This window comes from Janibacter terrae (assembly GCF_039636765.1).
Classification (GTDB): Bacteria; Actinomycetota; Actinomycetes; order Actinomycetales; family Dermatophilaceae; genus Janibacter; species Janibacter terrae.
In genome coordinates, this window is sequence record NZ_CP144167.1 from 3,433,750 (window position 1) to 3,449,333 (window position 15,584).

17 protein-coding genes, 1 tRNA gene and 1 other RNA gene are annotated in these 15,584 nt (G+C 71.9%); 8 read left to right on the top strand and 11 right to left on the bottom strand.

From position 1 onward, the window contains the following. Positions 1 to 59 precede the first annotated feature (59 nt). The 7 genes from V3C34_RS17135 to V3C34_RS17165 all read right to left on the bottom strand — a co-directional run bounded on the left by V3C34_RS17135 (position 60) and on the right by V3C34_RS17165 (position 5,277). On the bottom strand, positions 60 to 614 hold the full coding sequence (locus tag V3C34_RS17135; RefSeq protein ID WP_068329610.1) for a DUF5063 domain-containing protein: 555 nt from the start codon (positions 612 to 614) through the stop codon (positions 60 to 62). Then, positions 607 to 1,206: a recombination mediator RecR gene (gene recR / locus V3C34_RS17140; RefSeq protein ID WP_068329608.1), complete on the bottom strand. Its 600-nt coding sequence runs from the start codon at positions 1,204 to 1,206 to the stop codon at positions 607 to 609. The genes V3C34_RS17135 and recR overlap by 8 nt, the downstream gene beginning before the upstream one ends. A 70-nt stretch (positions 1,207 to 1,276) precedes the next feature. Further along, a complete protein-coding gene (locus V3C34_RS17145; RefSeq protein ID WP_346007734.1) occupies positions 1,277 to 3,352 on the bottom strand; it encodes a DNA polymerase III subunit gamma and tau in 2,076 nt (691 codons plus the stop codon). A gap of 69 nt (positions 3,353 to 3,421) precedes the next feature. Continuing rightward, positions 3,422 to 3,991 carry an NADPH-dependent FMN reductase gene (locus V3C34_RS17150; RefSeq protein WP_068424307.1) on the bottom strand — a complete coding sequence of 190 codons (570 nt, stop codon included), beginning with the start codon at positions 3,989 to 3,991 and terminating at the stop codon, positions 3,422 to 3,424. 70 nt (positions 3,992 to 4,061) lie between these two features. Beyond that, positions 4,062 to 4,871 carry a hypothetical protein gene (locus V3C34_RS17155; protein ID WP_346007735.1) on the bottom strand — a complete coding sequence of 270 codons (810 nt, stop codon included), beginning with the start codon at positions 4,869 to 4,871 and terminating at the stop codon, positions 4,062 to 4,064. 131 nt (positions 4,872 to 5,002) lie between these two features. Further along, an RNA gene (gene ffs / locus V3C34_RS17160) (signal recognition particle sRNA small type) lies at positions 5,003 to 5,099 on the bottom strand. 90 nt (positions 5,100 to 5,189) lie between these two features. Further along, positions 5,190 to 5,277 (bottom strand) — tRNA-Ser (locus tag V3C34_RS17165). Between the two features lie 84 nt (positions 5,278 to 5,361). Between V3C34_RS17165 and V3C34_RS17170 the strand changes: the two genes are divergently transcribed. Continuing rightward, on the top strand, positions 5,362 to 5,820 hold the full coding sequence (locus V3C34_RS17170; RefSeq protein WP_338537535.1) for a DUF3817 domain-containing protein: 459 nt from the start codon (positions 5,362 to 5,364) through the stop codon (positions 5,818 to 5,820). 3 nt (positions 5,821 to 5,823) lie between these two features. Continuing rightward, positions 5,824 to 6,747, top strand: coding sequence for an AEC family transporter (locus tag V3C34_RS17175; protein ID WP_346007736.1), 924 nt, complete (start codon positions 5,824 to 5,826; stop codon positions 6,745 to 6,747). Positions 6,748 to 6,759: 12 nt separating this feature from the next. Here V3C34_RS17175 and V3C34_RS17180 read toward each other — a convergent pair whose 3' ends face one another. Then, positions 6,760 to 8,319 carry a helicase HerA-like domain-containing protein gene (locus tag V3C34_RS17180; protein ID WP_346007737.1) on the bottom strand — a complete coding sequence of 520 codons (1,560 nt, stop codon included), beginning with the start codon at positions 8,317 to 8,319 and terminating at the stop codon, positions 6,760 to 6,762. A gap of 52 nt (positions 8,320 to 8,371) precedes the next feature. Between V3C34_RS17180 and V3C34_RS17185 the strand changes: the two genes are divergently transcribed. Continuing rightward, positions 8,372 to 8,671 carry a type II toxin-antitoxin system VapB family antitoxin gene (locus tag V3C34_RS17185; RefSeq protein ID WP_068329592.1) on the top strand — a complete coding sequence of 100 codons (300 nt, stop codon included), beginning with the start codon at positions 8,372 to 8,374 and terminating at the stop codon, positions 8,669 to 8,671. A gap of 27 nt (positions 8,672 to 8,698) precedes the next feature. After that, positions 8,699 to 9,175: a LytR C-terminal domain-containing protein gene (locus V3C34_RS17190; RefSeq protein ID WP_169702084.1), complete on the top strand. Its 477-nt coding sequence runs from the start codon at positions 8,699 to 8,701 to the stop codon at positions 9,173 to 9,175. A gap of 3 nt (positions 9,176 to 9,178) precedes the next feature. On the opposite strand, the gene V3C34_RS17195 is transcribed toward V3C34_RS17190, so the two are convergent. Continuing rightward, positions 9,179 to 9,532: a hypothetical protein gene (locus V3C34_RS17195; RefSeq protein ID WP_068424296.1), complete on the bottom strand. Its 354-nt coding sequence runs from the start codon at positions 9,530 to 9,532 to the stop codon at positions 9,179 to 9,181. Between the two features lie 99 nt (positions 9,533 to 9,631). Between V3C34_RS17195 and V3C34_RS17200 the strand changes: the two genes are divergently transcribed. Next, positions 9,632 to 10,378, top strand: coding sequence for a dienelactone hydrolase family protein (locus tag V3C34_RS17200; RefSeq protein ID WP_338537532.1), 747 nt, complete (start codon positions 9,632 to 9,634; stop codon positions 10,376 to 10,378). A gap of 13 nt (positions 10,379 to 10,391) precedes the next feature. On the opposite strand, the gene V3C34_RS17205 is transcribed toward V3C34_RS17200, so the two are convergent. Continuing rightward, positions 10,392 to 12,077 (bottom strand): ABC transporter permease, encoded by a 1,686-nt coding sequence (locus V3C34_RS17205; RefSeq protein ID WP_346007738.1) that lies wholly within the window; start codon positions 12,075 to 12,077, stop codon positions 10,392 to 10,394. Further along, positions 12,077 to 13,015, bottom strand: a complete 939-nt coding sequence (locus tag V3C34_RS17210) for an ABC transporter ATP-binding protein (protein WP_346007739.1) — start codon at positions 13,013 to 13,015, stop codon at positions 12,077 to 12,079. Before V3C34_RS17210 ends, V3C34_RS17205 begins: the two co-directional genes overlap by 1 nt. Positions 13,016 to 13,222: 207 nt before the next feature. Between V3C34_RS17210 and V3C34_RS17215 the strand changes: the two genes are divergently transcribed. From V3C34_RS17215 to V3C34_RS17225, 3 genes are read left to right on the top strand one after another with little or no spacing between them, the layout of a single operon-like run. Beyond that, positions 13,223 to 13,630 carry a hypothetical protein gene (locus V3C34_RS17215; protein ID WP_346007740.1) on the top strand — a complete coding sequence of 136 codons (408 nt, stop codon included), beginning with the start codon at positions 13,223 to 13,225 and terminating at the stop codon, positions 13,628 to 13,630. Then, positions 13,621 to 14,535, top strand: coding sequence for a hypothetical protein (locus V3C34_RS17220; protein ID WP_068329566.1), 915 nt, complete (start codon positions 13,621 to 13,623; stop codon positions 14,533 to 14,535). The genes V3C34_RS17215 and V3C34_RS17220 overlap by 10 nt, the downstream gene beginning before the upstream one ends. Continuing rightward, positions 14,532 to 15,566 (top strand): zinc-dependent alcohol dehydrogenase, encoded by a 1,035-nt coding sequence (locus V3C34_RS17225; RefSeq protein WP_068329564.1) that lies wholly within the window; start codon positions 14,532 to 14,534, stop codon positions 15,564 to 15,566. The genes V3C34_RS17220 and V3C34_RS17225 overlap by 4 nt, the downstream gene beginning before the upstream one ends. Positions 15,567 to 15,584: the final 18 nt, after the last annotated feature.

Consider the following 15,584-nt stretch of genomic DNA (forward strand, 5'->3'; position numbering starts at 1 on the left):
CTGCAGATGTCACGACCGCTATCCGTTGGGCGCGACGGCGAGCGCCCGAGGCGAGCCGCTCAGGAGTTCAGCGCGTCGAACTCGGCCTCGCCGACGACGTCGGCGTCGGCGTCGAGCCGCAGGTGGGCGAGCAGTGTCTGCAGGACGCGCACGGCCATCGCCGCCCGGTCGCCCCAGTCGGCGAGATAGCTGTACTGCCACCACCACAGGGCCTCCGTCGCCCGGCCCGCGTCGTGGTGGGCGAGCCCGTGCGCCAGAGCGGCGGCGATGATCGCGAGGTCGTTGCTCAGGGCACCCCCCGCGGTCTCCGGCGAGGTGACGGGGTCGACGAGGTCGACGTACTCGTCGACGCCGTCGAGCAGGTGGGCCAGTCCGGTGCGCAGCGGGTCGATCTCGGTGTCGGGACCGGGATCGTCCTCGAAGCGCTGCTCGAGCACGACGTCGGCGATGGCGCCCAGGCGTGCCCCCACGAGCTGGATCTGGCTCGTCGTGAGGAGCAGGAGCGGGATGGCGCTCTCGGGGGCGACGCCGGAGGCGATGTCGGCGACGGTCGTCAGCCAGGCCCGGGCCTCGGCCGCGCACTCGTCCGCGAGCAGCGTGGTCTCGTCAGGCATTGAGCAGCTTCCTTCCCTCGAAGGCCCGGCCGAGGGTCACCTCGTCGGCGTACTCCAGGTCACCGCCGACGGGCAGGCCCGAAGCCAGTCGGGTCACGGTGATGTCGAAGGGGATGAGCAGCCGGGCCGTGTAGGAGGCCGTGGCCTCGCCCTCGAGGTTGGGGTCGGTCGCGATGATGACCTCGGTGACGGTGCCGTCGGACAGGCGCGACATGAGCTCGGTGAACCGCAGGTCGTCGGGGCCGATGCCGTCCATCGGGCTGATCGCGCCACCGAGCACGTGGTAGCGACCGCGGAACTCGCGGGTGCGCTCGATCGCGACGACGTCCTTGGGCTCCTCGACGAGACAGATCGCGGTGGCGTCGCGGCGCGGGTCGGCGCAGATGCGGCACTGGGGGCCCTCGGCGACGTTGCCGCAGGTCTCGCAGAAGGTCACCTTGTCCTTGACCTCGCTGAGGGTGTGGACGAGTCGTTGCACGTCCTGCGGGTCGGCCTGCAGGAGGTGGAAGGCGATGCGCTGGGCACTCTTGGGACCGACCCCGGGGAGTCGCCCGAGCTCGTCGATCAGGTCCTGGACCACGCCTTCGTACACCCTTGAACCCTACGCCCCGGCACCGTCGGCGCGGGACACCGGCGCGGGCGGTACGCCGCGAGGCCGTTCGTCACTCCTCGCGGATGACGGTGCCCCCGAGGATGCGCTCGATGACCGCCGGGCCGGCCGCGCCGGCGTCGACGATGTCCTCGTCGTCGTCGCTGACGGACGAGTCATCGGGCTCGGCCCGGGGCGTCGACTCCGGGACGAAGGGGGGCGCCCCGGCGTCCGACGCCGGCCCGCCCGTCGCGGACGGGGTGGCCGTGGGACCGTCCGCCCCGCCGGGGGCGGCGGTCGCCCAAGCCGGCGCCGAGGCCGCGCTCGAGGGCGCGCTCCCCCAGTCCGGGCCGGACGGACCGCCGGCAGGTGCCGGGACGCCGACGTCGGAGGGTGCCCCTCCTGAGGCCGCTCCACCCGAGGGGCCTGAGGGCGCGGGAGCACCGACGGGGTCACCGGCGGGTGCCGAACGAGTCGTCGTGGCCTGGGCGCCGCCGCCGGTCGGCATCGTCCCGGTGTCGTGGGGCACACCCTCGACCCGGGCGTCGACACCGAGCGAGTCGATGAGCGCCTGCCGCACGACCTCGGCATGCGAGCCGTTGCGGAAGGCGTTGGCCAGACCGACCGTCGCGATCCCGAGCACGAGCCGCTGCCCGTCGTAGCTGAGCACCTGCGCGTGCTCGGACAGGAAGGTCCAGGTCGCCCGGCGCATCTGGTAGATCCGTCCGAGGACGTCGGGCCAGCTACGACGCAGCGCCTCGACGTCGATGCCACCCGTCGACGGTGCCGCTACCGCGGGCTCGGCGGTCGGTCCCGCCGTGGGCTCGGGCTCCGGGGCAGGGGCCGCCTCGCGCTCCGGCGCCGGCGGCGCCGGCGCAGCTTGAACGGGTGTCGGCTGCACGAGCGCCGGCGGCTGCACAGGTGGCTGCTGCACGGGTGCCGCCACCTGGGGGGCGGGACGGGGATCCCCTTCGGCCGTGGGCACACCCCCGACCTCGAGACGACGCTCGATCCGGTCCAGGCGCGCGGCATAGCCGGACTCGCCCGCCGCGGCGGGCAGGAGGACGCGGGCGGCGATGATCTCGAGCTGGACGCGGGGCGAGGTCGCACCCGTCATCTCGGTCAGGCCGGCGTTGACGATGTCGGCGGCGCGGGACAGCGACGCGGGCCCGAAGACGCTGGCCTGCTGCAGCATCCGGTCGATCTGGTCCGCGGGCAGACCGCGCAGGATCGCGCCGGCCCCGTCGGGGGCCGCCGAGACGACGATGAGGTCACGGAAGCGCTCGAGGAGGTCCTCGACGAAGCGCCGCGGGTCCAGGCCGGTCTCGATGACCGAGTCGATGACCTTGAAGACGCCCGCGGCGTCACCGGCGCCGAAGGAGGTGACCGCGGAGTCGAGCAGCTCGGCGTCGGTGAACCCGAGGAGCGCGGCGGCGCGCTCGTAGGTCAGGCCCTGCTCGTCGCTGCCGGCCATGAGCTGGTCGAGCACGGACAGCGAGTCGCGGACCGAGCCGCCGCCCGCGCGCACGACGAAGGACAGCACCCCCGGCGCGACCTGGACACCCTCGGCATCGCACAGCTGCTGCAGGTAGTCCGTCAGGCGGGCCGGCGGGACGAGCCGGAAGGGGTAGTGGTGGGTGCGGGAGCGGATCGTGCCGATGACCTTCTCGGGCTCGGTCGTCGCGAAGACGAACTTCACGTGCTCCGGCGGCTCCTCGACGATCTTCAGCAGGGCGTTGAAGCCCTGCGGCGTCACCATGTGCGCCTCGTCGATGATGTAGATCTTGTAGCGGCTCTGGGCCGGGCCGAAGGACGCCCGCTCACGCAGGTCCCGGGCGTCGTCGACGCCTCCGTGGCTGGCGGCGTCGATCTCGATGACGTCGATCGTGCCGGCGCCCCCGCGGGCCAGCGCGGTGCACGAGTCGCACTCGCCGCACGGCGTGGGTGTCGGCCCCTGCTCGCAGTTGAGGCAGCGGGCCAGGATGCGTGCACTCGTCGTCTTGCCGCAGCCGCGTGGCCCCGAGAAGAGGTAGGCGTGGTTGACGCGCCCCGAGCGCAGAGCCTGCATGAGCGGCTCGGTCACGTGCTCCTGCCCGATGACGTCGGTGAAGGACTCGGGTCGGTAGCGGCGGTACAGCGCGGTGCTCACGGGCCCGACTCTACGTGCGGACGGCGACAGCGGCCTCCCCCGCCGGGAGGCCGCTGTGGACGCGCCTGGTCAGGAGCGGAGGGAGGCGGTCGCCTCGGTCAGCCGGGTCAGCTGCCGCAGGACGTTGCCGAGCTCCTTGGCGCGCCGCTCGGCCGGGGCGAAGACGACACCGTCGGCACCCTCGCTCACCTCGAGCATCGTCGAGAAGGAGACCTGGCCGCGCACGACGTGCATCTGCGGGTTGGCCAGGATCGTGCGCCAGTGCTCGACGGCCCGGACCCCGCCGTCGGCGCCGTAGGAGACGAGTGCAGCACCCTTGTGCAGCCATTCGGGGTAGAGGACGTCGAAGGCGTTCTTCAGCGCGGCGGGGACGCCGTGGTTGTACTCCGGCGTGACGAAGACGTAGCCGTCGAACTCGTCGATCCTGGCGCTCCAGCGCCGCGTCTTGGGGTTGTCGTACTGCCGCTTGGCGGCACCGGGGACGGTGGGCTCGTTGAGCAGGTCGAGGTCGTACTCGGCGAGGTCCACGAGCTCGTACTCGGCGTCGTCGCGATCGGCGACCTGCGTCATGACCCAGTCGGCGACCTGCGCGCCGAGGCGGCCGGGGCGGGTGCTGCCGAGGATGATGGCGATCTTCACGTGACTCCTTGGGGTCGGGGCACGGGGAGGGCCCGCCACCCGGAGGTGACGGGCCCCACCGTCGGTCTGCTCAGCCGCCGGGACGGTCGTCGCCGCGGCCGCCGTCGACCTTACCGCGCAGCTTGTCCATGAAGCCCGGCTTGCCGTGCTCCGGGTGGGTCGAGCCGGCGGACGCCACCCCGGTGCCCGGCATGTCGACGTCACGGTCGCGCACGCCCTGCTCCTCGGCGTACCCCTGGTCCCGACGGTGGGCACCGGGCTCGTCGTAGGCGCGGGGCTGCTCGTCGTGGTCGCGGCGCTGCTCGTCGTAGGAGTCCTCGGACTCGATGACGCCGTCGCGGTAGCCGTCGCGGTCGGCGTCGACGTCGTGCTGCCGGTCCCGGCCGTGACGCGCCACGCCGTCGTCGACCCGGTCGCCGTCGCCGAGCCGGTCGCCGTCGCCGAGCCGGTCGCCGTCGTCCAGCCGGTTGCCGTGCTCGTCGGTCCGCACGTCAGGGTCCTTGAGGTCGGCCTGGCGACGGGCCTCGTCGTGGGCCTCGCGGTCCTGGTGCGCGACGTCCGCCTTGGCCTGCGCCTCCTGCTGCAGGCGCTCGGCCTCGACGCGGCGCTGCTCGGCCTCCGCGGCCTGCCGGTCGGCCTCTGCGGCCTGGCGCTGCGCGTCGGCCTCGGCCGCACGGGCGTCGGCGTCGGTGGCGGCCGCGGCCGCCTGGCTCTCGCGGGTGCGGCGCTCGCGCTCTGCTGCCTCGACCCTCAGCTGCTCGGCCTCCGCGCGTTCGCGCTCGAGGCGCTTGGCCTTCGAGCCGCGCGACAACGCCACGACCAGCCCGATGATGATGAGCAGGACGATGATGCCGATGATGATCCAGATCCAGGTGTCCATGGTCCGCCTCCTAGGGGTGGGGCACGCGGCCGCGGGACACGACCGCTCTCGGGTCCAACCTAGGCGTATTTCCCCTCCGCGCCACCCGGGGGAGGCCGCTGATCCCGGCGACCGCTCGCATCGCGGGGACAGACGAGGACACCCCGCGTACCTGGAAGAGCTCGCCTACCCTTGCTGCATTCCTGCCCTGGGGGAGTTCGGTGAGGTACCACCACGCGGGGTGCCGATCGCCGAGTCTACGTGGCCTCGCAGCCAGGGGCCAAAGCGGGGCCCGAGGGGAGCAGAGAAGCCCCGGTCGTGACGACCGGGGCCTCGCTCTGGCGGAGGATAGGGGATTCGAACCCCTGAGAGCTTTCACTCAACGCGCTTTCCAAGCGCGCGCACTAGGCCACTATGCGAATCCTCCGCGGGAGAGATTACCCGAGCACCTCGCTACCTCGAAATCGGGCGGATTTCACCCCTTCGTCACCCGTCGGCGACCATGGGGCCCATGCCCTTCCCCTCCCCTCGCCGCCTCTTCATGACCGTCGCGACCGCGGAGGCGGTGACGTGGTCCCTGCTGCTCGTCGGGATGTTCCTCAAGTACGTCACCGAGACCACCGAGCTCGGGGTGCGGATCGGCGGGATGCTGCACGGCGTCGTCTTCATCGCCTACGTGCTCGTGACGATCCTCGTGTGGGTGGACCAGCGGTGGCCCGCCCGACAGGGGCTCCTCGCGCTGGCCTCCGCGGTGCCGCCGCTCCTGACGCTGTGGGCCGAGCGCCGGCTCGACCGGGCCGGCCTCCTCGCCGGCACGTGGCGGCTGCGGACGAAGGGGGTCGCCCGCACCCCGGTCGAGCAGGCCGTGTCCGGCGCGCTGCGCCGCCCGGCGCTCTTCGCGCTCGGGCTCGTCGTGGCCGTCGCCGTGCTCACCACGGTCGCCCTGGCCGTCGGCCCGCCGGTCGGCTGACGCATGGGCGGGGTGCTGCTCGGCTTCTCCACGATCGCGGCCGTCATCGGCCTCGGGGCCCTGCTCGCGCACCGCGGCGTCGTCGACGTCTCCGCGCAGGTCCTGCTCTCCCGGCTGGCGTTCTTCGTCGCCACGCCCGCCCTCATGGTCACGACGATCGGTGAGGCGCACGTCGTCGACGCGTTCTCCGGCAACCTCGTCGCGACCGCGGCGGCGGTCGTCGTCACCGCGGGCCTCTACCTCGCCGGGGCGAGGTGGGTCTGGCACCACCGGGCACCCGAGGCCGTCATCGGTGCCCTGAGCTCGGCGTACGTCAACGCCGGCAACCTCGGCATCCCGATCGCCGCGTACGTCCTCGGCGACGCGGCACTCGTCGCCCCCACGCTCCTGCTGCAGCTCCTCGTCCTGCAGCCGATCGCGCTGAGCGTCCTCGACCGCCACACCAGGGACTCACCTGCGGGCCTGCTGAGCACGGTGCGCGGGATCATCTCCAACCCGCTGACCGTGGGTGCCCTCATCGGCCTCGTGCTCTCCCTCGGCGGCTGGACGCTGCCGCCCTTCGTCGCCGACCCGCTGGGTCTCGTCGGTGACATGGCGGTGCCCGCGATGCTCATCGCGTACGGCATCGCGCTGCGCCTCGGGCCGGGCTTCGGTGACGGTGGGACCGGCAGCGAGGTCTTCGTCGCGAGCGCGCTCAAGCTGCTCGTGCAGCCGTTCGTCGCGTGGGTCGTCGCGCACTGGGTGCTCGGGCTCGACGGCACGGCGCTCTTCGCGGTCGTCGTCACCTCGGCGCTGCCGACCGCGCAGAACATCTTCGTCCACGCCACCCGCTACGGCCGCGGTCAGGTGATGGCGCGCGACACGATCCTGTTGACGACCATGGGATCGGTCCCGGTGATCCTCGTCATCGCCCTGCTGCTGGGGTGAGTCGGGCGAGCGTCAGCGCCGTCGACGACGCGAGGTGCCGAAGAGCGAGCGGGTGATCTCGCGGCCGATCACGGTGCCGGCCGAGCGCAGCGCGGACCGGAAGGCCGAGCTGGCGACCACCTGCTCCACCATGCCGGGCTCGTCCTCGTCGGCCTTCGGTGGGGACGAAGGGCGCTCCGCTCCCCCCTTCGTCCCGACCGGCGCCTCCTCGCGGGTCGGAGCGGCCTCGAGCCGGCCCGAGAGCTGCTCGTAGGCGGACTCGCGGTCGAGCGCCTCGGAGTACCTGGGCGCGAGCGGCGAGGCGGCGACGGTCTGCTCGAGGAGCTCCTGGGTCGAGGGGGACATGAGCGACTGCGGCGCCCTCATCATCGTGTGCGCGACGGGCGTCGGGGTGCCCTTCTCGGAGAGCACGGTGACGACCGCCTCGCCGGTGCCGAGCTGGGTGAGCAGCTCCTCCAGGTCGTACTCCGTGTGCGGGTAGGTCGAGACCGCCGCCCGGATCGCCTTGGAGTCCTCGGGGGTGAAGGCGCGCAGCTGGTGCTGCACGCGGTTGCCGAGCTGCGCGAGGACATCCCTCGGCACGTCCTTCGGGCTCTGGGTCACGAAGAAGACCCCGACGCCCTTGGACCGGATGAGCCGCACGGTCTGCTCGATCGCGTCATGGAAGTCCTTGCTCGCCTCGTCGAAGAGCAGGTGCGCCTCGTCGAAGAAGAAGACGAGCTTCGGCACCTCGACGTCGCCGACCTCGGGAAGGTCGTGGAAGAGGTCCGCGAGCAGCCACATGAGGAAGGTCGAGAAGAGCTCGGGCCGCGCCTGCACGGCCGGCAGCTCGAGGCAGCTGACGATCCCCCGCCCGTCGTCGGTGACGCGCAGCAGGTCGGCGGTGTCGAACTCCGGCTCCCCGAAGAAGACGTCGGCGCCCTGGTCCTCGAAGGCGATGAGCTCGCGCAGGATGACACCGGCGGTCGCGCTCGAGAGGCCACCGAGCGCCCTGAGCTCGGCCTTGCCGTCGTCCGAGACGAGGTGCTGGATGACGGCGCGCAGGTCCTTGAGGTCCAGCAGCGCCAACCCCCGCTTGTCGGCGTAGTGGAAGACCAGGCCCAGGCTCGACTCCTGCGTGGCGTTGAGCCCCAGGACCTTGCTCAGCAGCGTCGGGCCGAAGCTGGTCATCGTCGTGCGGATCGGCACCCCGATGCCCTGGCCGCCGAGCGAGAGGAACTCGGTCGGGAAACCGGTGGCCTGCCAGTCCTGGCCGATGGAGGCCGTGCGCGAGGTGAGCTTCTCACCCCCTTCGCCGGGGGTCGCGATGCCCGAGAGGTCACCCTTGATGTCCGCGAGGAACACGGGCACACCCGCGGCGGAGAGCTGCTCGGCCATGAGCTGCAGGCTCTTGGTCTTGCCCGTGCCGGTCGCTCCCGCGACGAGACCGTGCTTGGTCAGGCTCGCGAGCGGGACGCGCACCGGGGTGTCGGCGTGCGGTCGGCCGTCGACGACCGCTGCACCGAGGTCGATCGCCGGCGCCGCGAACGTGTAGCCGGCGCGGATGGAGTCCAGGTGTGAAGAGTCGGTCACGACCCCGACACTAGTGCGGTCCGCGCAGAGCCCCCCCTCTTATCGTGTCGGGGTGATCTTCCAGTCCGTGGGCGACTCCCGCCCCTACCCCGACCACGGGCTCCGCAGCCCCCGCGACTGGGCCGACGTCCCTCCACGGGCCCTGCGTCTCGAGCAGCTGACGACGACCAAGAGCTCGCTCAACCTGCATGACCTGCTGGCGGACGACTCGACCTTCTACGGTGACCTCTTCCCCCACGTCGTGCTCTGGCGCGGACGGCACTACCTCGAGGACGGGCTCCACCGCGCCCTGCGTGCGGCGCTGCAGCAGCGCTCGACCCTGCACGCCCGCGTGCTCGAGCTGGCCGACTGAGGCGTCATGGCACCGGAGGACTACGGCATGAGCAACGAGGCGCGTGGCCGTCGCCGACGTGCCGTCGTGACGATCCTGCTCGTGCTGCTCCTGATCTTCTACGCCGCCTGGTACGCGCTGTCCTACATCCGCGCCGACACCGTGAGCAGGCAGCAGGCAGCGCCGGTCACGCGGTCGGTCACGTGCACCACCTCGCCCAAGCAGGTCGAGGTCAACGTCTACAACGCGACCAACCGCGACGGCCTCGCCGCCCGCGTCGCGTCGGACCTCAAGGCCCGCGGCTTCACCGTCAAGACCGTCGCCAACGACCCGAAGAAGCGCAAGGTCACCGGCCGGGGCCAGCTGCGCTACGGCTCCGCCGGGGCGAAGGGCGCCAAGCTCGTCGCCCTGCACGTCGGCCACTTCGAGAAGCTCGCGGACAGCCGGGCGCGCACGACCGTCGACGTCGTCCTCGGGCCGGACTTCACGCGGCTCGCGAGCGAGTCGCGGATCGAGACCTGCTGAGGGTCACCGTCGGACCGAGCTCAGCTCGACCTTGCGGTCGCCGACGACGTCGCACGTGATCGTCGTGTCGGCGACGACGAAGCTGGCACCCTGCGTGCAGCGGTTCTCGACGCCGTTGGTCTCGATGACCGCCTCGCCACCCGGGGCCGCCGAGACGAGGGTGATCGTCGTCTTGTCCCGGCTCGTGCCGTCCTTGCTGTAGGGCAGCGGGAAGTCGTTCCACGCGTCCCCCTCGATCGCGACGCTGCACTCCTGCCCCGAGCAGGACGAGCTGAAGCTGTTGCTCTCGCAGGCCGCCAGGGTGGTCACGAACGAGGCGGCGGCGACGGCGACGAGGGCGCGGGTGGGGCGACGCATGGGTCCAGACAACCAGACGCCCGCAGGACCTGCAGCGGCTCCCGGGCACCCGGCGGCGCGGGTCTGGTGCGTGACGCCGTCCGACTCCATACTGCTGTGATGGCCGCTTCGCAGGCAGAGGTGCGCATCTCGACGGGGCGAGGAGAGATGCCGGCCTACTGCGCCGTGCCGACGACACCGCCCCCGTGGCCGGGTGTGGTGGTGATCCATGACATCACCGGGATGAGTCATGACCTCCGCGCCCAGGCGGACTGGCTGGCCGGACAAGGGTTCCTGGCGGTGGCGCCGGACCTGTACTACTGGAGCAGTCGACTGGGCTGTCTCCGCACGATCATGCGCGACCTCGGCAAGCGGGCGGGACGCAGCTTCGATGACATCGAGGCCGCCCGGACCTGGCTCGGTGAGCACGCCGGCTGCAGTGGACGGATCGGGGTGATCGGCTTCTGCATGGGTGGCGGGTACGCGCTGGCACTGGCCCCCGACAGCGGGTACTCGGCCGCCAGCGTGAACTACGGCGGATGCCCCTCCGACGCCGAGGACTGGCTTGCGCAGGCGTGCCCCATCGTCGGCAGCTTCGGCGGTGCCGACGGCTCGCCCCTGGGCAGGGAGGCCGGCAAGCGCCTGGACCGGCTGCTCGATCAGCACCAGGTGCCTCACGACGTGAAGATCTACCCGGGCGTCGGGCACGGCTTCATGAACGACCACGACCCGGCCGACGCCACCCTGGTGCTGCGGTTCCTGGCCCGCATCTCGGGCACGAAGTACGACCAGGCCGCCACCGAGGACGCCCGACGCAGGATCATCGGGTTCTTCGACACCCACCTGCGCGGTGGGGTCACCGACTGACCTGCTCCCGGCCTCAGCTGCGGGCGCTCCAGCGGAAGAGCCGCGCCCCGAGCAGCCCGCCGCCCGTCAGCCACGCGGCCATCACCGCGATCCCCACCCAGCTGATCGCCGGGCCCGCGGGGTCGAGGGCACCTGACATCGAGTTGGCCAGGTGCTTGAGCGGGAAGAACGCCCCCACGGTGCTCATCCACTCGGGCACCGCCCCGATGACGAACACGTCGGAGAAGAACGCCAGCGGGATCGTCAGAGCGAGCCCGACGGCCGTGACCGCCTTGCCGCTCGACAGCACGGAGACCAGCAGCACACCGCACGCGGCCAGCGCCGCGGTACCCAGGACCAGGAGGGCGGCGGCCAGCGGCACCCCACGCCAGGCGACCTCCAGGTCGAACAACAGCGTCCCGGCCAGGAGGATCAGGCCCGCGGTGGCGAGCACCAGCAGGAACGCGGAGGCGAACCGACCCACGAAGTAGATCCCGAGCTCCAGCGGGGTCCCTCGCAAGCGCTTGAGGATCCCCTCGTCGCGAGCCCGGACGATGGCGTCGGGCACCATCACGGTCGCGGTCACGATCGCCCCCCAGGCGATCATCCCGGTGGCGGACTGCAGCCCGTACGGCGGCGAGGACTGGGTGCCCGTCGTCGCGTCGCCCAGGATCGCGGCGGTGAACAGGTACTGCGCGAGTGGGAAGGCGATGGCGAAGAACACCCACGAGGTGTCGTGCAGCGCCGACTGGGTGGCCCACCGCGCCTGGTCGCCCAGCAGCGCGAGACGGCTGGGCCGTCCCACCGCGAGCGCCTCCAGCGCGGGTCCGGCGCCGGGCTCGGCGCCGGGCCCGGCGCCGAGCCCGGGGATCGGGGCCGGCTCCGGCCCGGCGTGCGCCGCCTGGATCCGGCGTCTCCGCGCTCGCCTCGCGGGCACGGGGCTCCAGTGGAAGGTCAGCGCGGCGACAGCGACGGCACCGGCGGTCCAGACCGCCATGACGGCCAGTGCGCCGAGGCCCCAGCCGTTGCCGGTGGTGAACGGGTCGAACTGGTCGGCGAGGGCGTCGTTGAAGGGCTTGAGGGGAAAGACCTGCGCGATCCGGTCCGCCCAGCTCGGCATGTCGCCGTACCCCATCACCCCGGAGACCCAGGACAGGACCACTGCGGTCGCGATGGATGCTGCCTGGGCGACCGCAGCGGAACGGGCCAGTCCGGCGACCGCGACACCGGCGGAGGCGAAGCAGGTCACGGCGACCAGCACCGTCACCACGGTGGCCGGCATCGTGTGCCACTGGACCTGCACGTCGTAGGCGATGACACCGACGACCAGCATCAACGTCAGCGAGCCGAGCGCGAAGAGCACCGCGGCGCCGATCCGCCCCGCCAGGTACACCCAGCCGGGCAGCGGCGTGCCGTGCACGCGCTTGAGCACCGCTCTTTCGCGGGCATCGGCCAGGGACGCGGCCACCGTGGGGTAGGCGCCGTACAGGGCACCCATCACCGCAGCCGAGGGGGTCACGAACTGCATGACCCGCACGGTCGAGTCGGCGCTGACCCTGGTGTTGCCGACCATGGCGCCGATGACGACCAGGAAGATGAGTGGGAACAGGAACGTGAAGATGAACGCGATCCGCGTGCGCCACAGATCCCGTACCGCGTAGTCCAGCTGGTCCAGCAGCAGCCGAGCCACCGAGGGTCGACCCGCGGTCAGGACGGACATCACGGGACCCCCACCGGGTGCGGCGGGACAGCCATGGCGCCGGCGTCCTCGATCAGCTCGAGGTAGACATCCTCGAGGGAGGGGCGCTCGACGGTCAGCCCCGCGAGGGTGACACCGCGCGAGCGTGACCAGCCGAGCAGTCTCTCCAGCACCTGCGTGGGCTGGGCGCTGCGCAGCTGCCAGTCCCCGCCCTGGGGCCGCAACGGCGCACCCACGTCGGGCAGCTCGGACTCCGCCACCCCGGCAGGCAGCCGGAACGTGATCGTCGAGCGCGCTCGAGCCTCACCGCCGATCTCCGCGGGGGCACCGAGAGCGATCAGCCGTCCGGCGACCACGACCCCGACCCGGTCGGCCAGGTGCTCGGCCTCGTCCATGTAGTGCGTGGTGAGCAGCACGGTCTTGCCCAGCCCCCGCAGGTTCTCCACCAGCTCCCAGGCCCGACGGCGCGCTGAGGGGTCGAACCCCGTGGTCGGCTCGTCGAGGAACAACAGCTCCGGATCTCCGACCAGCCCGAGCGCCAGGTCCAGCCTCCGCCGCTGACCCCCCGAGAGGCTCTTGACCTTCGCGTCCGCCTTGTCGGTGAGACCGACCAGGTCGATCACCCCGTCGACCGGCAGCTGACGCGGATACATGCCGGAGTACAGCCTCACGAGCTCGCGTGGCGTGAAGTCCTCATCGACCCCTGCGTCCTGCAGCACGATGCCGATCCGCTCCCGGTAGTCGCGACCGCCGGTCTCGGGGTCGAAGTCCAGCACCTCGACCCGGCCGGAGGTGCGACGACGGTGGCCCTCCAGGATCTCCACGGTCGTGGTCTTGCCCGCACCGTTGGGTCCCACCAGGGCGAAGACCTCCCCCGGTTCGACGCAGAACGACAGCCCGTCGACCGCGTGGGTCTCCCCGTAGTGCTTGTGCAGACCCTGCACCTCGATGGCGTGCATCGCCGTCACCTCCTGGTCGATCGCGCACTGGCTCGTTCGTCCAGTACACGCCCCGCAGCCACGACCCACCAGAGGCGAAAGCCCCGACTGCACCCGCCTGCGGTGCCGAGGACCTTCGGCCCTCCCCCGAGGCCTCGTCGCTGCATAGCGTGATCACCGACCGTTGGGGACGCCACCGAGCCCACCCACACCGGAGACGAGGGCGCGATGAACCGCAAGGACAAGATCCTCCTCGGGTTGCTGCTGTTCAACGGCCTCACGGCCGCGGGCGGGGGGCTCGCACTGATGACCGACTGGATCCCCGAGCACACGTCCTGGCTCCGGGACACCGACTTCCCCAGCAACTACTTCCCGGGCGTGATCCTGCTGGCCGTCGTCGGAGGCAGCTCGCTGGTCGCGGCCGTCGCCCTGGCCAAGCGCAGCGACGGTTGGCACCTCGCCAGCATCCTCGCCGGGACCATCATGGTGATCTGGATCGTCGGAGAGGTCGCCTCGATCCGAGGGTTCCACGTCCTGCAGGTGGTCTACCTCGTGACGGGCGTGCTCGTCGTGGCGTGGACACCGGCACTCCCCCCTTCGGCCGACCTCGGCGAGGAGGAGGGATCGTGGCGATGACGCCGGCCGACGACGTCCGACGGTCCACCGAGGAGGTGAGCCGCCGGACACAGCGGCTCTGCGCCGCCGTGGCCGCGCTGGTGGTGATCGCGGCCGTCCCGACGTTCTTCGTGGACGGGATCCTCAACGGGACGGCGGTGATGAACGGATCGGCGCGCGGCACCGCGCTCACCATGTTCGCGCTGGCGCTCCCCGTGCTCGGGCTCGGCATGGTGACCTCGACCCGGGGCTCGGTCCGGGGACGGGCGGTCCTCATCGGGTCGCTCGCCTACCTCACCTACAACGCCACCCTGCTGGTCTACGCCACCCCGTTCAACGAGCTGTTCCTGGCCTACGTCGCCCTGCTCGGGCTGTCGCTGTGGTCCCTGGTCAGCGCGCTGCTCGACCCCCGCCCGCTCCTGCTGCCGGACAGCCGGTTGCCGGCGCGCGGCATCGCCGCGTTCATCCTGACGGTGGTCGCGCTCAACGCGCTGGCCTGGTTGCGGTTCATCGTGCCCGACCTGGGGCAGGACCCGCCGGGCTTCCTGGACGGGACCGGCCTGACCACCAACCCCATCTACGTCCAGGACCTCGCGGTCTGGCTGCCCGCGCTGGCGATCGTGGCCGTGCTGCTCTGGCAGCGCCGACCTTCCGGCCTCTTCCTCGCCGGGGCCGGGCTGGTCTTCTGGCTGATCGAGGCGATCGGCGTGGCAGCCGACCAGTGGTTCGGGCACCGAGCCGATCCGACCTCCGCCGTGGCGACCCAGGGCGGCGTCGTGGTGTTCGTCGTCCTCGCTGCAGCGACCCTCGTCCCCCTGGTCCTGTGGCTGCGCGGCTCGACCCATCACGAACGGAAGTCGCCAGCGATGACCACCTCGACGTCCCCGACCGGATACCCCCGTCCAACCATCAGGAGGAAACCATGAAGGCTGCTGTCGTCCCCACGCTCGGCGCACCGCTGGAGATCCGCGATGTCCCGATCCCGACGGCCGGTCCCGGTCAGGTGCTCGTACGCATCGAGACCTGCGGGCTCTGCCACACCGACATCCACGCCGCGCGCGGTGAGTGGCCGGTCAAGCCCAAGGAGCTCCTCGTCCCCGGGCACGAGGGTGTCGGGATCGTCGAGGCCGTCGGCGAGGGAGACCTGCCGGTCCCGGTCGGGCAGCGGGTCGCGCTGCCCTGGCTGGGCCACGCGTGCGGTCACTGCCGCTACTGCGTCGACGGCTGGGAGACCTACTGCACCAGCCCCTCGTACATGGGCTACACCATGGACGGCAGCTACGCGGAGTACGCCGTCGCCTGGGCGAGCCACGTCGTGCCCGTGCCGGACGGGGTCGCGCCCATCGACGCCGCTCCGCTGACCTGCGCCGGCGTGACGACGTACAAGGCGCTCAAGGTCGCACACCCCCAGCCCGGCGAGACCACGATGGTCGTCGGCGTCGGCGGCCTGGGCCACCTCGGCCTGCAGTACGCGCGGATCTTCGGCACGCGCACCGTCGCGGTCGACGTGCATGACGACAAGCTGCAGCTCGCCCAGGAGCTCGGCGCCGACCACGTGGTCGACGCGCGCGGTGACCAGGAGTCGGAGCTGGCGGCCCTCGGCGGCGTCGACATCGCCTTGGTGACCGTGCCCTCCCCCGCGGCGATGCACGCCGCCCACGCCGCACTCAACCCCCGGGGCCGACTCGTGATCGTGGGGCTGCCGGCTGACAACCGGCTCGAGCTGCCGGTGTTCGAGACGGTGCTCAAGGGGATCTCGGTCATCGGATCGCTGGTCGGGACACGCAACGACCTGGCGACGTGCTTCGACCTCCACGCCCGTGGGCTGACCCGGGTGGTGACCCAGCGCCGTCGGCTCGAGGACGTCAACGACTGCTTCGAGGAGGTGCTGGCCGGTCAGGTGCCGGCGCGGCTGGTGTTCGACATGGGGGTCCAGCACGGGGGACGGCAGACATGACAGAGGCCCCGGAACCGC